At 47.5% G+C, this 21,540-nt stretch carries 13 protein-coding genes; 9 read left to right on the forward strand and 4 right to left on the reverse strand.

Annotated features, from left to right (window positions below; translation table 11 throughout):
* The first annotated feature begins 16 nt into the window (after positions 1-16).
* The 9 genes from NBH16_RS20745 to NBH16_RS20785 all read left to right on the forward strand — a co-directional run bounded on the left by NBH16_RS20745 (position 17) and on the right by NBH16_RS20785 (position 10,594).
* The gene (locus tag NBH16_RS20745; protein WP_005863947.1) at positions 17-1,585 is read left to right on the forward strand and encodes a RagB/SusD family nutrient uptake outer membrane protein; all 1,569 of its coding nucleotides are present in this window, start codon (positions 17-19) and stop codon (positions 1,583-1,585) included.
* Between the two features lie 72 nt (positions 1,586-1,657).
* On the forward strand, positions 1,658-3,202 hold the full coding sequence (locus NBH16_RS20750) for a Gfo/Idh/MocA family protein (protein WP_250789016.1): 1,545 nt from the start codon (positions 1,658-1,660) through the stop codon (positions 3,200-3,202).
* 77 nt (positions 3,203-3,279) lie between these two features.
* Positions 3,280-4,092, forward strand: a complete 813-nt coding sequence (locus NBH16_RS20755) for a 3-keto-disaccharide hydrolase (RefSeq protein ID WP_250789017.1) — start codon at positions 3,280-3,282, stop codon at positions 4,090-4,092.
* 6 nt (positions 4,093-4,098) lie between these two features.
* On the forward strand, positions 4,099-4,821 hold the full coding sequence (locus NBH16_RS20760; RefSeq protein WP_008773295.1) for a galactosamine-6-phosphate isomerase: 723 nt from the start codon (positions 4,099-4,101) through the stop codon (positions 4,819-4,821).
* Between the two features lie 15 nt (positions 4,822-4,836).
* Positions 4,837-5,763, forward strand: coding sequence for an ROK family protein (locus NBH16_RS20765; protein ID WP_121962610.1), 927 nt, complete (start codon positions 4,837-4,839; stop codon positions 5,761-5,763).
* A gap of 11 nt (positions 5,764-5,774) precedes the next feature.
* A complete protein-coding gene (locus NBH16_RS20770; RefSeq protein WP_087345046.1) occupies positions 5,775-7,046 on the forward strand; it encodes an MFS transporter in 1,272 nt (423 codons plus the stop codon).
* A 34-nt stretch (positions 7,047-7,080) separates the two neighbouring features.
* Entirely contained in the window at positions 7,081-9,063 is a 1,983-nt protein-coding gene (locus NBH16_RS20775; RefSeq protein ID WP_250789018.1) for a glycoside hydrolase family 97 protein, read from the forward strand.
* Between the two features lie 158 nt (positions 9,064-9,221).
* Positions 9,222-9,938 carry a tRNA threonylcarbamoyladenosine dehydratase gene (locus NBH16_RS20780; RefSeq protein WP_036611158.1) on the forward strand — a complete coding sequence of 239 codons (717 nt, stop codon included), beginning with the start codon at positions 9,222-9,224 and terminating at the stop codon, positions 9,936-9,938.
* On the forward strand, positions 9,935-10,594 hold the full coding sequence (locus NBH16_RS20785) for an ABC transporter ATP-binding protein (protein ID WP_122144391.1): 660 nt from the start codon (positions 9,935-9,937) through the stop codon (positions 10,592-10,594). Before NBH16_RS20780 ends, NBH16_RS20785 begins: the two co-directional genes overlap by 4 nt.
* On the opposite strand, the gene NBH16_RS20790 is transcribed toward NBH16_RS20785, so the two are convergent.
* The 4 genes from NBH16_RS20790 to NBH16_RS20805 all read right to left on the reverse strand — a co-directional run bounded on the left by NBH16_RS20790 (position 10,588) and on the right by NBH16_RS20805 (position 21,414).
* Positions 10,588-16,431 (reverse strand): hypothetical protein, encoded by a 5,844-nt coding sequence (locus tag NBH16_RS20790; RefSeq protein ID WP_250789019.1) that lies wholly within the window; start codon positions 16,429-16,431, stop codon positions 10,588-10,590. The genes NBH16_RS20785 and NBH16_RS20790 overlap by 7 nt on opposite strands.
* A gap of 37 nt (positions 16,432-16,468) precedes the next feature.
* Entirely contained in the window at positions 16,469-18,094 is a 1,626-nt protein-coding gene (locus tag NBH16_RS20795) for a hypothetical protein (RefSeq protein WP_250789020.1), read from the reverse strand.
* A gap of 24 nt (positions 18,095-18,118) precedes the next feature.
* Positions 18,119-19,255 carry a FimB/Mfa2 family fimbrial subunit gene (locus tag NBH16_RS20800; protein WP_122379033.1) on the reverse strand — a complete coding sequence of 379 codons (1,137 nt, stop codon included), beginning with the start codon at positions 19,253-19,255 and terminating at the stop codon, positions 18,119-18,121.
* Positions 19,256-19,422: 167 nt separating this feature from the next.
* Complete coding sequence (locus NBH16_RS20805; RefSeq protein WP_250789021.1) at positions 19,423-21,414, reverse strand: Mfa1 fimbrilin C-terminal domain-containing protein; 1,992 nt, start codon at positions 21,412-21,414, stop codon at positions 19,423-19,425.
* Positions 21,415-21,540: the final 126 nt, after the last annotated feature.

Here is a 21,540-nt window from a genome sequence, read left to right on the forward strand (position 1 = left end):
ATAAACAGTAACGATCATGAAAAGATTATTCAAAAATATAATATGTGCCGTACTCGCTCCGGTAGCGCTTGTCTCTTGCATGGATTTGGACGAGAACGTATACGACAAACTTCCTACCGACGAATTCGGGACAACGGAAAAGCAGATCAACGCAATCATGGCTCCGGCATATCAATCTTTGAAAAATATGCTAGCCTACGACGGTCCTTGGGGGGCGGCCGATATGACAGCCGATATCTTGATGGCACCGACACGTGTAGGTGGTGACTGGTGGGACGGTGGACAGTATATGGAACAATGTATGCATAGCTGGAAACCGAACTCTTACTCTGTAGAAAATTGCTGGGATTATTGTACGGGAGGCCTAACTACGGTTAACTCCGTATATAATATTATAGAGAAAAGCGAAGCCATGAGCGATGAGCTTAAGCTTCAATACTTGTCCGAGTTAAGAGGATTACGCGCTTTCTGGTATTATGTAATCGTAGATATCTTCGGTAACGCTCCACTAGTGACAGATTTTGAAGATACCTCCTTGCCCTCCAGCACAAGCCGTGCGGACATTTATAAATATGTGGTTAAGGAATTAACCGAGATCATCCCGAACTTGCGCTCCGATGTATCAGATGCCAGCTACGGTAAGTTTACGCAAGGTGCTGCCCGCATGGTATTGGCGAAGATGTACCTCAACGCCGAGGAATGGATCGGTGAACCGAACTGGAAAGGTGTTGTGGAGCAGTGCGACGAGATCATGAAACTCGAATATATCATCGAACCGAATTGGAAAACCAATTTCGAGGTTCATAACGAGGTATCGCGGGAGATCATTCTCCCGATCTGCTACAAGGCATCCGATGAGTGGGGCAACTCCATCCATCTTTGGACATTGCATTATCTGGATCCCGATGTATTAGGTTTCACCGGCGGTATGTGGAACGGTATCAACGCCCAGCCGGATTTTGTCCGCACATTTGATACGGAAGATCCTCGTTACGAAGGTTCGTTCTTGATCGGCCCGATGATCGACCCTAGCACGGGAGAGATTTTGAAAACGACCCTAGGACATGACTTGATCCATACGATCGACTTAAATGTGGTACCGGGAACAGAGAAAACCGATGCGGACGGTAACTTAACTCCGTGGGGCGAAGTTCACCAAGAAGACGGCGCACGTATCAATAAGTGGGTATATGAGAAAGGCATGCAAAATACCAATATGGAGAACGATATCGCTATTTTCCGTCTGGCCGATGTATACCTGATGAAAGCGGAAGCCTTGGTTCGCATGGGCGGGGATCTCGGTGAAGCTACTCGTCTGGTAAACGCTATCCGGGAAAGGGCTTATGGTAATTCCGATCATAATTACACGAGCGTGACATTAGATGATATTTATAACGAGCGTGGTTATGAGTTGGCATTCGAATTTGTCCGCCGCCAAGATATGATCCGCTTCGGGACTTATCTGAAACCGAGATATATGAAGCCGAAACAGACTCCGGAATATCGTAAGATCTTCCCGATCCCGTTCAAGGCTTGGCAGAAGAACAATAATTTGGTTCAGAACCCGGGATATCCGGCATTCTAATCATATCAGTCTGTTTTTAATATCAATTCTTTAGACCCCAATTCAATTATTAATCATAATATGAACAAATTTATGAAAGAGGTAAATAAACAATCCAGTCCGACTGGAATCTCTAGAAGGGAATTCCTTGGGATGGCAGCCACAGGCGCTGCCGCCCTTACGATCCTGCCCAGCTTTACCGTAGCGGGATTAGGACATGTAGCTCCCAGCGATAAGCTTTATATCGCAAAAATAGGCTGCGGCGGTATGGGAGCCGCCGATTTGGGTAGCTTAATGAATACGCCGCATAAGAACGCGGCGATCACCTGTCTGTGCGACGTGGATGACCGTCAATCTGTCGACGCTCGCAAGAAATACCCGAAGGCAAAGTATTTCAATGACTTCCGTGAGATGTATGAGAAGGAGCACAAAAACTTCGATGCAGTATGTATCTCCACCCCGGATCATAACCATGCGATCCAAGCTTTCGGCGCTATGCGGATGGGTAAGCACGTATATCTGCAAAAACCGATCGCGCACGATATTTACGAGGCACGTATCCTTACCGAGGCCGCCAAGAAATACAAGGTCGTGACCCAGATGGGCGACCAAGGTAACTCTTGCGACGGTATGCGTACCCTTCGTGAATGGTTCGAGGCGGATCTGCTGGGCGACATCCAGAAGGTATATTGCTGGACCAACCGTCCCGTATGGCCGCAAGGTATTCCTTGGCCGAGCCAGAAGCCTGAGGTTCCCAAGGGATTAAATTGGGACTTATGGGTAGGTACCGCCGAGTATGTGGATTATATCGATAATCTTGTTCCGTTCAACTGGCGTGGTTGGTGGCGTTTCGGTACAGGCGCTCTTGGAGATATGGGTTGCCACATCATCGGCCCTCCATTCAAATTGCTTCAATTAGGTTATCCGACCGAGGTTTCTTGCAGCACGACCAATGTTTACTCCGGTATCTTCGAAGAAGCCTATTATCCTGAAAGTTGCCCGGTAGCCAGCTCGATCCGTTATAAATTCAAGAAGAAAGACGGAAGCGACTTGAGTCTGTATTGGATGGACGGCGGTATCATGCCAGAACGTTTCGAGGAGATCGACCCAGATGCCGATATGACCTGCACGATGGGAGACTTGGATATGATGGACGTGGAAGGCGCAACCGTATTCGTAGGTACGAAAGGTATGGCTTCTTGCGGCTGGGGTGGTTCCGATCCAAGATTCTGGCCGAAGGGGGTAAAGGCGAACAAGAAACCTTTATTCGACAAAGACGTGAACATTCCTCATAAATATAAACGTATCGAAGGGGGTACGAATGGCCACTATTGGGCATGGATCGACTCTTGTATCGCAGGATACGACAAGGCGGACGTAGAATCACCATTCGAAGGTTACGCCGGTCCGTTGACGGAGACCGTATTGATGGGTAACCTGATCTTACGCAGCTATAATATCCGGGAACAAGTGAAACATAACGACTCGATCTACGGAGAACGCGAGGGCTTTATCTATCCGGGAAGAAACAAGACTTTCCAGTGGGACGGAGCGAACATGCGTATCACCAACTTCGAGCAAGCGAACCAATTCATCAAGCGGAAATACCGCGATGGATGGGAAGATCTCAAGTTATAAAAGCGAACAACAATGGGATGAGACGGGGCACACCCCGTCTCTACAACTAGATAATTTACTTAAATAACTATACAAAGATGAAAAAGATTTATAGCAGTATTATGGCCGTAGCCTTATTCGCATCGGCTCTATCATGTACCTCTGGCAACAATAACAATACGAACAATGCCGGAACGCAAACCGCCCAAACCCAAGCCCTCGATAGCGATGGTATCCCTACGGGAGGCGAGTGGATCACCATGTTCGACGGGAAAACCTTGAACGGATGGCGCGGCTATTGCCGTCAGGATGTACCCCTAGGTTGGGTGGTTGAAGACGGATCGATCACCTATAAAGGTAGCGACAATAAGGCAGACACGGGCTTCGGCGACTTGATCTACGACAAGAAGTTCAAAAATTTCGTTTTCGAGATCGAATGGAAGATCGACAAGGCCGGTAATAGCGGTATCTTCTATACTGCGCAAGAAATTGAGGGTACACCTATTTATTACTCCAGCCCAGAATATCAGTTACTCGACAACGAGAATATGCCGGACGCATGGGAAGGTTGCGATGGTAACCGTCAGGCCGGTGCCGTATATGACATGATTATGCCGGATCCACAACCCGTAAAACCGTACGGAAACTGGAACAAGACGAGAATCGTTGTCTATAACCAACGCGTGATCCATTACATGAACGACGTGAAAGTGCTGGAATTCCAGTTCGGTACACCGGTATGGCGCACGTTAGTGAATCATAGTAAGTTCAGCAAGTTCAGCACGAGTCCGGAGAAATGCCCGGAAGCTTACGACTTGATGCTACAATGCGGAAAACAACCGGGTTACATCGGTATGCAAGACCACGGTTATGGTGTTTGCTTCCGCAATATCCGAATCAAAGAGCTCTAAAATCGTATGAGAATAGAGATTTGTCAATCTTATGAGGCATTAAGCCTTAAGGCAAAAGAGATTGTTACCTCAGAGTTAGGGCAGCACAAGGCACTTACGCTTTGTGCCGCCACTGGGGGCTCTCCTACCCGGATGTATGAGTTACTGGTAGAGGAAGCCGGTCGCCAACCGGAATTATTCTCCCAATTCACGGTACTAAAGCTCGATGAATGGGGAGGAATCCCGATGGATCACCCGGGTACGTGCGAGTCGTATCTACGGAACTATTTCGTAGGTCCGCTTCAAATCCCGGAAGACCGGTATATAGCGTTCCAAAGCGATCCGGAGAACCCTGAGGCGGAATGTGAGCGGATCCAACAGATACTGGATCAAAAAGGCCCTATCGACATTTGTATATTAGGAATAGGGATGAACGGCCATATCGCCTTGAACGAGCCGGCTCCTTCCTTACATACGAATTGCCATGTGGCTCATCTGTCCCAGAAATCCTTGCAACATCCCATGATCGCCGGGGATACGGAGAAACCGGGATACGGACTGACATTGGGCATGGCGAATATCTTTCAGTCACGCCTGATTATCCTTCTTATCAACGGGATAAAGAAAAGGGAGATTACTCAAGCTTTCCTTGAACAGAAGATCTCGACGGAGTTGCCGGCCTCCTTATTGTGGCTGCACCCGAACGTGATTTGCCTGATCGACAGGGAAGCGGCGCATAGTTCTAATTAAGCTTTTACAATTATCATGAAATACGCTATCGCATTAGACATTGGAGGAACAAGCATAAAATATACTCTTGTGAACCAGAATGGCGACATTCTTTACGAATCGTCGGAAACCACACAATCAAAAGAGAATCCACGCCCATTATCCGATACCATAAAAAGTATCGTACGGAAAATGACAGACTACGCCCGTTCCCGGGATTGGGGGATTTACGGAATTGGCATAGGTGTACCTTCCGTAGTAGATAAGGGGGTGGTTCTCTTTGCCAATAATCTTCCTGAACTGGATAACCAACAATTGGATCTTGCGTTAGCGGAATTTAATCTACCGGTATTCATCGACAACGACGCAAACCTTATGGGGTTGGGCGAGGTGATATATGGGGCGGCTAAAGGTCTCTCCGATATCGTTTTCCTGACGGTGGGTACCGGCATAGGGGGCGCCTTGTTCTTGAACGGCCGGCTTTATGGCGGCTACCGGAACCGGGGCACCGAACTTGGGCACTTAATTATTCATGGTCTGAATGGGAATCAATGTACTTGCGGAGCGTCCGGTTGCCTAGAGGCACACGCTTCCGTAAGTGCGTTGATCACCTTATATCGGCAATTATTGGAGAAGAACGGACGGGAGATACCTTCCCGTATCGATGGAAAATATATAGTAGAGCGCTATAAAGCTCAGGAGAAAGAGGCCGTACTCGCTATGGAGGATCATTTCCGGAATCTGTCCCTAGGCGTAGCGAGCCTTATCAACATTTTCGCTCCGCAAAAGGTGATTATCGGCGGAGGCATTTCGGAATCCGGAGATTTCTACATTGACAATATACGGGAGCAGGTCGGGAAATACGTGATGAAGGAAACCTCGTACTTCACGACTATCGAGCTTGCCCGATTAGGAAATAAGGCCGGATGCCTCGGGGCGGCGGCATTGGTGTTTAATCATTGAATCTATCTATCATGAATAAGAATAATTGGATCGTACTCCTCATCTTGTGTATTTGGTTTGTCATTTCTTTTGTTACCAATATATTAGGCCCTATGCTACCGATGATTATCGATAGTTTTGGGCTGAGCCTGACATTGGCCGCATTCTTACCGTTCTCGTTTTTCTTGGCATATGGCATCATGTCGATCCCGGCAGGAATGATCATCGAGCGTTTCGGGGGAAAGATTTCCTTATTGATCGCTTTCAGTCTGGCGTTTTTGGGTGCGGGGCTTTTCGTCATATTCCCGACCTACCCTATCGTATTAACTTCCCTTTTCGCTATCGGTCTGGGCATGGCGATGCTACAGGTGATCATATTGCCTTTGATGCGTGAGGCGGGTGGAGAGAAAAAATATGCCTTTAATCAGGTATTGGCCCAGATCGTATTCGGGGCCGCTTCTTTCATGAGCCCGTTCGTCTTGGCCGGACTTATGCGGAAATTAACCGGTGAGGATTCGGCAAACGACTTCTTCATCCGTTTCCTCAAAGGGATAACGCCGGAGAGCTTACCTTGGAGCTCGCTCTATTTTATCTTTACGATTGTTTTTGTCATCATGTTAGTGGTTATCTCTTATGTCAAATTCCCGAAAGTAGAATTAAAGGAAGATGAGAAGGCGGGAACGGTACAGAATTATAAGGAATTGCTCAGGCAAAAACAAGTTATATTCTATTTCTTAGGGATTATCGCTTATGTGGGAACCGAGCAAGGATTGGCGAATTGGATGAGCCTTTTCTTGAATATGTATCATGGGGTCAGCCCGGAAGGAGCCGGGGCTACTACGGTTGCTTGGTTCTGGGGATTGATGTCCATCGGCTGCTTGTTGGGATTGGTGATCGTTAAGTTAATCGACTCAAAGCTGATGTTACGTATCTTCTCGATGATAGCGATCCTTAATTTAGCGATAGCGCTCTTCGGTCCTACGCAAGTAGCGATTATCGCTTTCGCTTGTTGCGGCTTCTCGATCTCGATCATGTTTTCGGTGATATTCGCCTTAGCCCTTAACTCCGTGGATAAGCATCATGGGGCTTTTTCCGGTATCTTGTGTACGGGTATTTTTGGAGGGGCGTTGATTCCGTTTATCATTGGGGGACTTGGAGATCTGATCGGGTTGCGCTATTCCATGTTTTTCCTATTTATCACGCTGGGCTATATCTTGAGTATTTCCTATTGGGCAAAACCATTGGTCAAGAATGAGACCGTCAGTCTTAAGGAATTGTTGAAGCAGTTAAACCGTACAAAATAAATATGTATATCTTTGGCCTATAAAATTATCATCCATGAAAAAAGAATCAATCTACCTCGTTCTGGCATTTTTTATACTTTGCGCTCACTCTTTATATGCGAATAAAAGCGTGCGGTTGGCTTCTCCAAACGGAAAGATCAAGTTTTCCTTGGCTTTGGATAAGAATAGCCCGGTATACAGCGTAGCGTTTAATAAACAAACCCTGATCCAAGACTCTCCGCTAACGTTGACTTTCGATAATGGGGCGTTCGGGGAAAATGTAAAGATCAACAAACCCGTGTTCAGCACGAAAGAAGAGACCTATGAACTGATCGTCGGCAAGGCGAAACATATACATAGCCTTTCCAAAGAGGTAATCATCCCGCTAGAGGAAACCGTTCAACCTTTCCGCAAGATTAATCTGGTCGTAAGGGCTTTCAATGACGGTATCGCCTTCCGCTATGAGTTTCCGAAGCAAAAAGGATGGGATTCGTATATCATGTATGACGAGGGAACCACCTTCAACCTACAAAGTAACCCGAACGTAACCACTTTATTCCTCCCCAACTACCAAAGTTCCCACGAAGGTAAATATACGGTCACGGATTATACCGACATGGATAATAAACGATTGATGGATATGCCCGCCCTGTTCTCTTTCCCGAACCATGTTTATATGGCGATTACCGAGGCGGCGGTTCGTGATTACGCCGGTATGTACCTATGGAAAGAAAACGGGGCTCTTCTCGGGAAACTATCACCTAAACTGGGACAAGAACGTATCAAGGTAGAGGCATCCCTACCCCATCAATCTCCTTGGCGGGTCTTGATGATCAGCGATCAAATCGGTTCCTTGATAGCGTCCAATATCCTTACGAATCTCAATGAGCCTTGTAAGATAGAGGATACGTCTTGGATTAAGCCGGGTAAGACTACTTTTACGTGGTGGAACGGGAATGTCGTTCCGGATACGACTTTCCTTGGCGGAAACAATTTCCCCACGAATAAATATTACATTGATTTCGTAGCCCGTAACGGATTGGATTATCACTCGATCTACGGGAACGCCAAGCAAGCTTGGTATGACGAGGATGGAGCCGGATTCGGTTCTCCGGGCCCGAAAGCGGACATCTTGAAAGTCGTTCCGAGCCTCAATATGCAGGAGATTTGCGATTACGCCAAGAGCCAAGGCGTACGTATCCATTTATGGACCAACTGGAAACCTCTGTACGCGAAGATAGACGAGGCTTTCGCCCAATTCGAGAAATGGGGAATCGCCGGTATGATGATCGATTTCATGGATCGAGACGATCAGGAGATGATCCGCATCCAAGAAGAGTTCTTGGCGAAGGCGGCCAAGCATCATCTATTCGTGCAATTCCACGGAGCTTGCAAGCCGTCTGGATTGAACCGTACCTATCCCAATGAGTTCACCCGCGAGGGTACGCTTAATTATGAGCATTGCAAATGGGATAAGGATACCGATGCGGATCATGACATCCATATGCCTTTTACCCGTTTGTTAGCGGGAGCGACTGATTATCATTTAGGAGGTTTCCGCTCTTTGCCAAGGGATAAGTTCAAGAACCAAGAACGTAACCCTTACGTAATGAGTACCCGTTGCCATATGTTAGCGATGTACGTGGTATTAGAGAGCTATCTCGGCATGATTTGCGATACGCCGGAGGCTTACGAGGGACAACCGGGATTCGAGTTCCTGAAAGCCGTGCCTACGACTTGGGACCAAACAGTCGTTCCGAACGCTTCCGTCAATGAATACGTAACGATCGCCCGCAAAAAGGGAGAGGATTGGTTTGTCGGTACGATCAATAACAGCCAAGCACGCAGTATCGATGTAGACCTCAAGTTCTTGGATAAGGACAAGAAATATAAGATAACGATCTATAAAGATGCTGAAGATACGAATATAGACTCGAACAAACTCGTAAAAGAGGTTAAGGAGATCACCTACAGGGATAAAATCACCCTTCCGCTGGCCTCCGACGGAGGATCGGTCTTTCATATTCAACCCATCTGACGCAATCCACCCACTGCAACCCGGGTTGCAGTGGTACTGCAAGGCTGATGCAGTAATACTGCAACGCCCGTGCAGTAACAAGACACAAAGCTTTCGGATAAAAGCAAGTATTGGAGGAACCGGAACAATTGATTACTTTTGTCCTCAAAAGTATATAAATGAGTTACAATTGGAATACACGGACGGAACTTTTGTTTGGAGCCGAGCGTATGGAGCGCTTATCCCGTAGCCATGTATTGGTAGTTGGGTTAGGAGGTGTGGGAGCTTATGCCGCCGAGCAGATTTGCCGGGCCGGAGTAGGAAAGATGACAATCATAGACGCCGATACGGTAAACGAGAGTAATATCAACCGCCAATTGCCCGCCCTTCATTCCACCCTAGGGATGCCGAAAGCCGAGGTCGTAGCCAAGCGTTTGCTCGATATCAATCCCCAGTTGCAACTAACCGTCCTAAATGAATTCCTGCGAGACGAACGGACGGAGGAGGTACTCCTATCGGCCCCTCTCGATTTCGTGGTAGATGCCATCGATTCCCTAAGTCCCAAAGTATTCCTCATGTACCAGGCTTATATCCATAAGATACCCATCGTGTCCTCCATGGGGGCGGGCGCTAAGGTAGACCCGTCCTTGGTACGGATTGCGGATATCTCCAAGACAATCAATTGCGCCCTTGCGAAAGCGGTGCGGAAACGGTTGCGTCCTCTAGGCGTAAGCAAGGGGATTCCCGTCGTATTTTCCACCGAGTTCGCCGATCCGGACGCCGTGATCGAAGTTGAAAACGAAACATGTAAACGTACGACCACGGGAACGGTCTCTTATATGCCGGCCACGTTCGGTTGTTTCCTTGCCTCGCACGTCCTAAGAAACTTGATATGATACAAACCAAAGGAATAACGAAAAGTTTCGGTGCCTTACAAGTATTGAAAGGCATCGACCTCACGATAAACAAGGGCGAGGTTGTCGCTATCGTAGGCCCCAGCGGGGCGGGTAAGACAACTTTGTTGCAAATCATCGGCACGCTCGACGCACCGGATAGTGGGCGACTGGTTATCAATGGCACGGAGACAAGACGATTGGGCGATAAGGAACTGGCGGCTTTCCGCAACCGGAATATCGGCTTCGTCTTCCAGTTCCATCAATTACTGCCGGAGTTCACGGCCTTGGAAAACGTGATGATCCCGGCACTGATCGCCAAGGAGAAATCGGCCGTGGCCGAGAAGCGGGCGAAAGAGATGCTGGACTTCCTAAAACTCTCCGATCGCATGGCACACAAGCCTGCCGAGTTATCCGGTGGAGAGAAACAACGGGTAGCGGTAGCCCGTGCGCTTATCAACAACCCGGCGGTCATCCTAGCCGACGAGCCTTCCGGAAGCCTCGATACCAAGAACAAGGAAGAGTTGCACGCACTCTTTTTTGAATTGAGGGACCAGATGAACCAGACGTTCGTCATCGTGACGCATGACGAACAACTGGCTACAAATACAGACCGTGTAATCCATATTAGAGATGGAGTGGTAGAAGCTGCTTATTGAACCCGCAGCTTCACCGTCTTCTGGTCGTGGGCGATCTCCGCACGGATGATGTAGATGCCTGCCGGGAGATCGAACGTATAAGTCGGACGAGCGGGATATAAAGTACGTACCAAACGACCCATCGGCGTAAACACCTGTATCCGCTTCAACGCCTCGCTAGCACTGGCCACTACCCTACCCGATACGGCGGAATAGACAGAGATAGATTCTACGTTGTCTACCCCCTCATTACCGGTAGGCGAGCCCGCACTTAGGAAGTAACGTCCATGGCTGCTACCGTCCAAACGCAAGGTATACGTATTGTCCGACAGCTCCGTACTTTTACGGGTCACGGCATCGTACAGGTAAAGCGTCTCCGCCCAATCGCCGATACCCTCTATCGTCAGTGTAACCTCGCCCTTACCCTCGCCGGCATATACGCCAAGGGGCACTTGGTCGATCCGTCGTACTACGTTCACACCCACGGCACGAGTCCCGGCGATAGTGTACACCTGCGGGATCTCCTCCAGTTCCGTATCCAGCAAGATTACGGCATCCTTATCTGCCTCATAGCTGTTCGTAGCATCATCCTGCCGCGTCAGCAAGGCCGTGCTACGATATGCATCCCGCTCCGCCGTCAGCCTCAATACCGGGTTCTTGGCCGTAGCGGTACGCAAGGAAGAAGAGACCTTCTCCGGCTCTCCTTGCATCATGGAGGGATCGAAATGAACGACCTTCAGATCGGCACCGGTTGTCGTACCTTCCGCTTTCGTTTTGGCCGCATCTTTCAGCTCTACAAAGAAGGCCTGCATGGGGGCGATAACGGCTCCAGAAGTAGCATCAGTATCTCCATTTTCCCATGCCACATCAGGCGTACCGACAACAAGCCCCTCTCCAATCTTCGTATCCAATGTCCAATATTTTTGCGCTAAGATAGTCTCATTCCCTTTCAAGAAACGAGCGATATCCAACGGATACATATACGGATTACCCAGCAGGAAGTGCTTACCGTCGCCATCAGCAATGACACGGACGGTTCCATTATCCGTATTCCACCATTCTTCCGTTCCATTCGCATCTGTCAATACCACCTCGATAGGCTCGTTATCCGCCAGCTTGCCGGCATTGATCCGTTCCGCTAAAGTCGGGGCTTTGGTCATGGCGGCTCTCAATGTAGCGTTTTTCGTCTCCGGTTTCCACGGTTCATAGTCGTAAGAGTCATCCGCTTTCGGCAGGCGTACCAAGACATTTCCATTCAAAGCACCCGCATTCTTCTTTTCTACGCTGGCATAGAATCCCTTTCCTAACGCATAAGGGACGTTCACATCGTTGTATTCACGGCTCCAATTGGATTGGACTACCTCGTAATGAGTTGTATCCAAATCACTATCCGGAAAAGAAACTGTTTGATCTGCTCCATCCTTCGGCACGTACATCGTGATCGCCTTGTCCCAGGCTTTCTGGTAGAAGGCAGGAGCTTGGCGGTCGTTGTCAGCCGTGCTGTAGGTGATATCGGCGAAAGCATTGGTGTTCTGACGGCCCGTGTTCTTCACGGTGTACATATCGCCGGCGAATACGCTTTGCAAGGGCGATGCCATCCAATATTTCGCATTAGGTGTCATCTCGAATTCCACGCGGGCGGTGTCGTACGTCAGGAGTTGCTGACGGCGTAACTGCGCCTCGGGTTTGAAATAGATAGCCTTTACCTTATTTATATAGTACGGAGCTACGATAAGTCCTTTATCATTCTTATTTATCGCCATATCATATTGGATATATTGGGTAGCCTTTGTTTTAGATGTCGTATCAATTCCTTGCAGTAAATTCTTATCCTCTTTCAAGTCTTCCAATTCCAGCGTCTGCCCTCCCGGGATCGTGATACGGGTGAAATGAAGCGGGGCGAAGGCGGCAGTCACAAGATCATTACCGTTGGCATCCTTTTCGCTTTCTCCCGTTTGATCTATATACAAATCCCCTTCCGTGGACTGCTGCCAGTTCGCATCATTATACCATGCCTCAGCATCCTCACCGGTGTTCTTTCCCGTCCAAGTCAAGTATTCCGGTACGATCTTGACAAGCAATGTGGCATATCCCTCGCAAGAGCCTTTTACGAAAGCTTCGTCCTTATATTCACCAAATGGAATATAGAGTGAATAGATTTGGCCTTCGGCGAATTCTTTATAAGCATCCTTATTAAAGGTCATCGAGAATAATCCGCCGCCATAATCTTTTTCACTTTTAGCTTTCGCAAACAAAGCCGTCAAATCACCTACCTCTGTATAAATCTGCCCTTGCCGCAAGAATATAGTCGTAGCGTCACCGTTGGGCTTACCCAATTGGTTAGATCCTTTCATACCCATTGTCAAGCCTTCTCCTTGAATGGGAATATCCGTTATGCTTCCCTCCATGATATTCGGCAAGCCGATACGCAGAGGTACATGGGGATAATGTTCCATTCCTTCCGGGTACTTCACGTCCGGGAAACCGGCAAGTAGTGTCGGAGCGGGAGCGGCTTCCATTGTTAATTCGTGAGGCTCATTACAAAAGAGCCATATACGTCCCTTTTCATCCTCATGATCATCAGGCAAGTAAGGAATCGCCACCACCTTTTCTGTCCAGCGGAACTCTGCTTTTCCATACTCACCACCAATCACTAATCGTGGCTCGTTGTCTACATCACCTAAAAGCAATTCCTTCAATTGTCGGGTTACCTCTTCCTTGTAGTTTTCTTCGCAGTACCGAATCAAACCATCCGCAGAAGCTTCAGAACCCTTAAGCTCATCTCTATAAGAGCGCAATATATCCGTTAACCCCAGCTTTCCGTCAAGAGTTGCAAAAGCCGACGAATCTCCCAAGAACCAATCGAATGTATATGGAACATCAGGGAAAACTTTTTCAAACTCATCTGTTACCCCAAGTGAATTATTGTCGTCACCTACTTCTTCCACCAACACGGTAGCCTTTTCAATCACGCTGATCCGTCCCTCGCAAGCGATCGCACCCTCCGGGAACTGGGTCTTGGTATTTGCCACGATCGTAACGGATGGGAGTACGGTGAAAGGAATCGTCAGAAGGCAAGGATCGTCGAAGCCATATCCCGCATAGGCATTCGGGAAATTCACCACTTCATCACTAGTCACTGTTGCGGCCGCACTAAATATCACCACATCATACTTGCCGGAAGCAGGCTCTACCTGCGTCCCGCTTCCGTATGGTTTCTCACCTTTATATTTCAGCTCCGTCTTATTCACATCAATGGCACCCAACTGGATGATATTTGTATTTTCCGCATCCCACCAAGGCACACGAGGACGAGAGATACCCATCACCGAACATACGGCTCGTATCAATTGTTCATATATCTCATAGCCGTTTATGACCGCATCTATATTAATATTTTGCGGATCCGGTACGATATAGTCCCAATTTTGTTTTTGACAAAGTGTTTTCAAACCCTCTGTCAAATAGTTGATATAGGCTGCCTTATCCTCGTATAGTCCACCATATTTTTTTGTAACGAGTGTGTCTATATCCGCATTCCAAACGTTGCTCTTGGCATCGTATAAGAAATCATTGATCATACGTAGGTTGACAACAATCTGCCGATGCATTGCGGTCTCATAACTTGTCAGACCTTGAAATCCATCATGATTTAACCCTTTCTCTGTCGGAACGATGATACGATACACTTTGCTTCGATTGTTATAGTTCTCATTCGCATAGTCCTTCAAATCCGTCTTCAATGTAATCCAGTCTTCAGGCTTGTCTATATCCCCGGTTTCCTTTTTATCGGTAGCTCCGACATAAACGTTTCCAATCGTTTCATTAAGACTCTCTTTTCTTTTCTTCGGATCACTCCCCATCAAACCATAGCGGTATTTCCATATATGCTTTGAGTCTTCCGTAACACCGTCTTTCATTCTATCTTTAATGGTAGCCAACGCATCCGGTTGAATGCTCCAGCCCATATTCTGAAGCAAAAGCTCATATTCCGTAGAAACGGTCAGGTTGGCAGAAGAACACACGTCTACTCGTTTCACGTCGATCTTGGGCTTGGTGCGGTAGATACGCAGACCATCGATGGCGTAGTCCGCACCGTTAGAGTGAAGGGTGTTGTTTTGTACTTCCAGATAATATTTTTCATAACCAACAAGCGATTCGGGCACAGAGAAGGTGTACATTAATTGTTGCCATTTGCCGATGTTACGATTTGTCCAAGATCCCCCATTTACAATTGAATCTTGGAGCGCATTTCCCGAAGAAAAACGGTGTAAAATGACTTCAACCTCTTTACCATCCTCCCCCTTCTTCACTCCGATAAAATTCATATTAATATTAGGAGGAAGAGTACTTCTAGCGGAGGAAAGAGTCATATCATTCACCCAAAAATTAACCAGAATACCAGTATGCTGGCATATCGTACCATCCAATTCCATTTTCACCAAGCGTCCCGGCAAATTCGCTGCATCTACATAAAAGAAATAGCCTAATGATTTTTTTCCCGTATTATAATAAGTCCGATCGTAGATTCCTTCTTTACTAGGAGAGCTACCAAGGAGCATAATCCAACGATATTTTCTGTTAGCAATTGATTCATTATTCGTTGATATTCCCTCTATATTCGCAGTACGAAATAATCCATATTGATTTTGCAGGGGTTTAAGATTATTTTCTATGATGTGATTCTTATAATCATACGGGGCATACTCTGTAATTCCCAAATCCAACCATTTCCCGCTTTCTGGAAAACCAATCGGTGCTATATTGTTCTCCGAGTTTAACTCATCTACGGATATAGTATCACCCCGGTCGAAATTTATATGCCCGATTCTCTCATAAAGATCCGGATGATTATCCGGGTTACGTCTTGTATCATCGGATATTTCTTGCCCCGACTGCAACATAAAACCATAATCACCGGGGATAAGCTTGTATTGAGCTAGCACAGGACTCTTCTTGCCACTTGCACTTATCGCCCGCACATCATACTTCACAAAATCCGTGTTTACCTCTATCGAACTTATCATCTGCTTCCAATGAAGTTTATCTCCCGATTCAATATTTGTCCATGTCCCTCCATCTTTGCGATATTGGTAATAATCTCCCTGCACAATAGTTCTATTATCATCATCGTACCACGCATAGTTATTGGCAATTTGGCCCAATTGTATATTGATCGTCTTGCTGTTTTCAGGAACGTATATATCCTCTTTAATAAAAGGAATCATATCATTCGCTCCGGAAGCTTTTATTCGCTCAGCGATCTCCTTAGCCGGACGAATAACGAACTTATAGCGTACGGAAAGGGTTGGTTCTGTAAATTCCTTGGAAGCTATGTTTTTATCATTATAATCTGTATTTTGGCTCACATCACAAAAAACAACATCGTCTTTCACCGTCTGTACTTGATATTCAATCGTAGACGCTCCCGGTACATTTTTGCCTGTGGCAAAACCTTTATACCAAAAAAGAGAAGTTCCTGCATCCCGTAAACAAGTAGGATACTTGTTCGGTTCTAAGGAACCTCCCTCCACAAAAGAACCATCATCCATAGGATTTACATCATTACCTTTTATATTATCCTTTGTCAAGGTTTCACCATCCAATCGATACCAACGGACATACCAATCATACTCTGATAGATGAACACTTCTCAACTCCGGAATAAACAACTCCCTCGCTTCCCCGTCCGCTATATACACCGTATCCACACGTTCTGTAATATCGGTTTGGGGTGAACCATTCTTATAATTGATTGTGTACGTCTGCCCCCACGCCGGCGCAACCGCACCGGCGGACAGGATCAGCAAGCAAGTTAATAACAGGGATTTATATCGTAGGTTGATTGATGGTTTCATCCGTCAGGTCCTCCTTTCTTAGTTTGTTGTTGTTATATTATGGTTGTTGTTGTTTTTCGTAGTTTCTTATTTGAATGGTGTAAGGGATTTGCATCTCTTGCTCCATGTTCTCGCCGTATTTTATCACGAGTGTGAGGACGACCGTGGCATCCGCTTCTCCGCCCAGTTCTTGGGTACGGATCGTGAAAGAGCCGGCTTTCTTCAGACCGCCTTGTCCCGTAAGCGCGGCTTCGGGAATATCCAATTCCGCATCCGTCTCAAAGCTCGTTCCGTCTACGTTTATGGCCGTGATTAGCGGTTTATCCGCACTGGCATTCTCCCAGCTGACGGAACTGTACTTCTCTGTCGCAACATTTCCCCCCTCATTTACCTCATAGCCCTTGATGGAGAAATCTCCTGTCACGCCATCTATGTTGGATATCTCGAAACGGATCGACAAGTCGCCGGCGGCTTGCAGGGTGTGTTCTACAGGTGTCAGGATCTGCACGCCCGTCTTCTCACCATAGACCAAGGCGGTCGGGTAGACTCCGATGGGGAGGCGTTGCTCGGCTACTTCCAATTTTGTCGTGATGTTGGTTATCAAGACCGGGATAATCAGCAGGTCGTTGCGGCGCACGAAACCGAAGCTCGTGGTATGCTCCGTGCGAGGACGGCCTTCGATATCGACACCCAGCAGGATCTCTTTCGCCCCCGCGTTGCCTTCGGGGATGTAGCGGGTATAAGTCTTTATGTTGTGGCCTTCCGCACCGTCCTTGATCTTCGCAGGTACCTCTTGATTCGCTTCGGAAGGGATGATCTCCTCTTTAAATAAATCCGTTTCCTCTACCGTCTCTCCAGTCGGAAGATTCGGGGCCAGTCGCTCCGCACCACCTTCTCCGGCAGTCTCCAAATACTTGTTATTTCCCCAAGGCAAGAGCCAGATCGGCAGGCTTCCCTTGCGGAGGTTCATGATGTCCAATTGTTTTACGGTTATAGGTTTGTCTAAGTTGTTAGTTATCTTCACTTGTACCTTGCCGATCATGCGGATCAAGGGAATCTCGAATTTGTTCTCTGCCGGAGCGGGTTTCAGCGTATACTCCTGGGCGTAGCTGCTCATGGGGATGCGCTTTCGAGACGCTTCCTCGCCTCCGAATTTACCCTTTTTCTCCTCATTCCTTGTATCGATACTCGTTCCCGAGTCCAATATCTTCACCTCCGACAGTTCCGCCAAGGAATGTGCCCCGGTAATTTTTTGATACAACGATGTACCATCTTCCAGCGACTGCAAATTGGCGAACGCATAAAAAGAGTATTTGCCGAGAGGCAACTTCATCTCTACCTCCGTACGAGAATCAGAATCAGCGATATCCGGCGTCCACGTACCATTGCTAGATGTATATCTGGCCAATTCAGCGTTCTCATCATCATACGCCACCACCAGCCAGTCCGTGATGTCTCGCTCGTATTCATCATCATCTTCCCAAGTAATTGTCTCGCCGGCTTTCGTTTGCGGTGGTCGTGCCGAGCGGGAAGTCCGCAGGGTGATGGTCACGACACAACTGTTCGGGTCGTCGTCGGGGAGATCGCCCCCCCGGTCTTCGCCGCAGGCTACGCAGAGCCAGCAGAGGCAAAGACCGGCGGCGACCGCCATCAATTGGTTATATAGGGTATAACGTCTCATCATTCGCGCTATTTAATAAATCTCAGTTTACAATATACCATCGTTGATACGGATCACCCAGTCTTTCACCTGTATCTTGAAGCAGGCGTACCCCACGATCGTAGGGTCTTCCGGATCAGGCCCATCGGGATTATCCGGGTTGTCAGGGTTGTCAGGATTATCCGGGTTGTCAGGATTGTCCGGTCCCGGCGGATCCGGAGGCGTAGGCTTATCCGGGCAATCGGGGCATACCTTCGGCGTAAGGAAGAAGATGATCGAGTACTCATCCTGCCGGTCCAGATACTCCTGCGGGGAGATACGGTGCCCCTCCATCTTGGTGAGAAGGAGGTAATCGTTGAGGTTCACGTTCAGCACATCCTTCTCCCATCCGTGATGACGGATGATGAGGCGGTAGTTGCGACCCGCCATCAGGCGCATGGTGTTCATCTCGGCCACGGCCACGTATTGCCCGCCCACGGTAGCGCCGGGAGTCGGGTCGGCTCCCAGCTCCACGTTCTCCGTATAATAAGGCAGGTAGTGGATGGTGGGATCTTGCAGCAGGGAATTGTCGTAATCCATATACCCGTTGTCGGCCACGATCCGGAAGGAGAAGTTATTCACGTCCATGTCCTCCCCCATCACGTTTTGCAGCACGACACGTAGCTTGTTGGTATTCTTGGCGAGGCTGATCACCTTCTCCTCGGGCATGTCGCGCGTCACGGTGAAGGTATCGAGGCTATGCCAAAGCGGGTGCAGCTCGTTGGGTTGTGTCGTATCGTCCTCGCGCAAGGTACGTACCTTGACGTCTTGCGCCCTCTCGACAGCCCGCGACGCCTCGGCGGGATCGTTCCATGCGTAACTGCCCTTGTCCAGCCCGGCCCAAGTGACTACCTGATAGGTACCCGGCTCCATGTCGAGGGCGATGGAGTTCCGCTCGTCCAGCTCGCTTTTCTCGATCCGCCGCTGGAAGAGGAAGTTCCCTTCTTGGTCGCAGAAGAAGAGCGTAACGAAGTCTACCTCATGCTGGAAAGCGTCGGCGAATTTCATATTATAGTCGTACTTGAAATACAGGCGGAACTCGCAAAGCGGCAGCGAGTCGTCGTGTATCCAATCGCAAGCGTATAGCCCCACGGACAAGGCAGCTACGCCAATCAACTGTTTGCAGGTATGAAATAAACGGTTCATAATCATTTTATTAAGATACACAGTAATCCTCCGCCCGTACTACCGGGGATGGAGGTAAACCATGATGCCCATTATAAGGTTCTTATGATGGGCATCGTAAGGTGGCTTGGATGGGCATCGTAAGGAGCTTACAATGCCCATCGTAGGAATCCCCCGGAGGGGTAGGGTTAAATAATGATGTCTTTGTTCGTGCGTTTCACCCAATCTTTCACGTAGATGGTGACGTCGATGGTAACATCATCCGTCTCATCCGGTTTGTCCGGCGTATCCTTACCCGGCGTGTAAGGCAGCGGGTCACCTAAGCCACGCACACCCGTCACGTACAATTGGTACACGTTGTTACGCACGATACAGAACTCCATCACGCCCATCATACCATCGTTCCCGTTATCGTTATGACGGATCCAGAACTTGTAATAGCTCTTTCCGCCTTTGTATAAGGAAACGTTGTAGAATTGGTACAAATTACCGATCTGATCCGGGGTGAAATCATTCGGATCAGTGTAGGTATCAGGGAGATGACCACCGTCTTTCTCATTTTGTTCATTTCTAAATTCAAAATAGCATAGGCACTTTTTTAGCCCATCAGTCCAGTTTGTTTCGCCCTTAATCATGTCACTAAGATATTTCTTAAACGCGATCTCAAATCCGTTCTGATCAGACATGGTATTAATCGCCTTTTGTACATCAGCAAATTTCGGTAATGTTACCTCATTCCAGCCTTTAATTAAGCCTTTCAATAAATTAGGATCCGAACCCTCTTCCAAATTAAATGCGCAAGCGGCAACAGACGGAAGATCTTTATAGACAGAACGGACAGTCGCACCCACACTGTTCTTATGGACTGCCAAAAGGAATGTTTTATTGTCATCTAAAGGAACAGACTCAATAGAACCCGTTTCTTGATTATAGAAACTGACTTTAAAATTATCACCATCTGGCATAAACTCAGACTCGAAAATAACGCCGGTAGAATAACCATTTACTTGCGCCTCACGATCCAACGTGTTCTCCTTGGTGTACACGACGGGGTAATATATTCTATCATTCAATCCTTTATAAAAAGCTTCAGTATTAGCATCAGGAATCTTAGCCATATTCTCAACCCTATTTAAGTCTTTGTTTTCCGGATTAAAATAGTTGATATAAGAGTCCTTGAATTGAGCCCAAGGATTATTGCCTTCCCCCGTAGGTACCTCTTTTTTGCTGATCGACGGATCCAGCACATAATTATAAAAGCCACCCGGATTATTTAGCGCCGTCATAGACCATACTTCATCACCCCAATATTTAAAGTCATTACCTTTTTTAGTATAACTTCCAGTCATCGCATCCGCTAAACTTGACCCTTCGCCAAAGTTCTTATCCGCTTTAGGAGAGACCTGCTTAAACACGTAGCTGTTACCCTTCCATTGGTTCACGACCTTGTAACCCGTCAATTTGAATGAGCCTTTATTCTTTACCGGAGAACTTTCGAGTATTTTATCTGTCTCTAATACAGCAGCATATCCCAAGTCGATACGTGCGGCCATACGCTCCACGAATACGGTTGTTGCCGCCGGTTTCGTCTCATCTGTATTTTCCACGGAAATGTGAACAAGCGAATTCCCTATGCCATCTACGCCTTTCATCTTGTGCGTAGACATAATGAAGTGATCCGCTTTCGAAACCTGATTAGTGCCAGTCCATAAATCCTTTAAAGTTTCTCTGTCTCGTAAGTCACCCAAAGTAGTAATACCCTCTATTCTATTTCCGGCATTAACTACTGTAAAGACTTGATACGTATGTCCTTCTGTTGTCAGCTCCTCATTCATCGTCACCTTCATCGTCACTTTTCCGGCACTGTCATGATTAGGCTCGCCACCTCCACTCGGATCAACACCGGTCTTAGATTCATACCAACCCTGTCCGGCAATCTCTAAACTTTTATTTACGTCATCATTAAAGAAGTCCAAGGGGTTAGAGTCAAATGTATTACCGTCATATTTCACCAAGAAGATATTAACATCATACACCTTACCCTCATTAGCGCCATCGAACTCTTCCAAGAAACCGTTGCCGTCCTCGCCCCAGCCGGCACCATCGTTATTAGGATTAGAAGGAGTTCCTCCCGCCTTCGTCAATGCCCCCTTCGACACCGTGGAGACGTTCACTGTCATATACCTTAATTCCGCAACACTATTATAAAATATTTTTTTTAAGTACCTGAGCAACAAAAAGTTGCTCAGGATTTTGCCATGTCAGAGGATTCACTTAACTTAGTGTTGCAAAAAAATAATCAAACA

The sequence above is a fragment of the Parabacteroides sp. Y3-G-102 genome (genome assembly GCF_023656845.1).
Taxonomy (GTDB): domain Bacteria; phylum Bacteroidota; class Bacteroidia; order Bacteroidales; family Tannerellaceae; genus Parabacteroides; species Parabacteroides distasonis.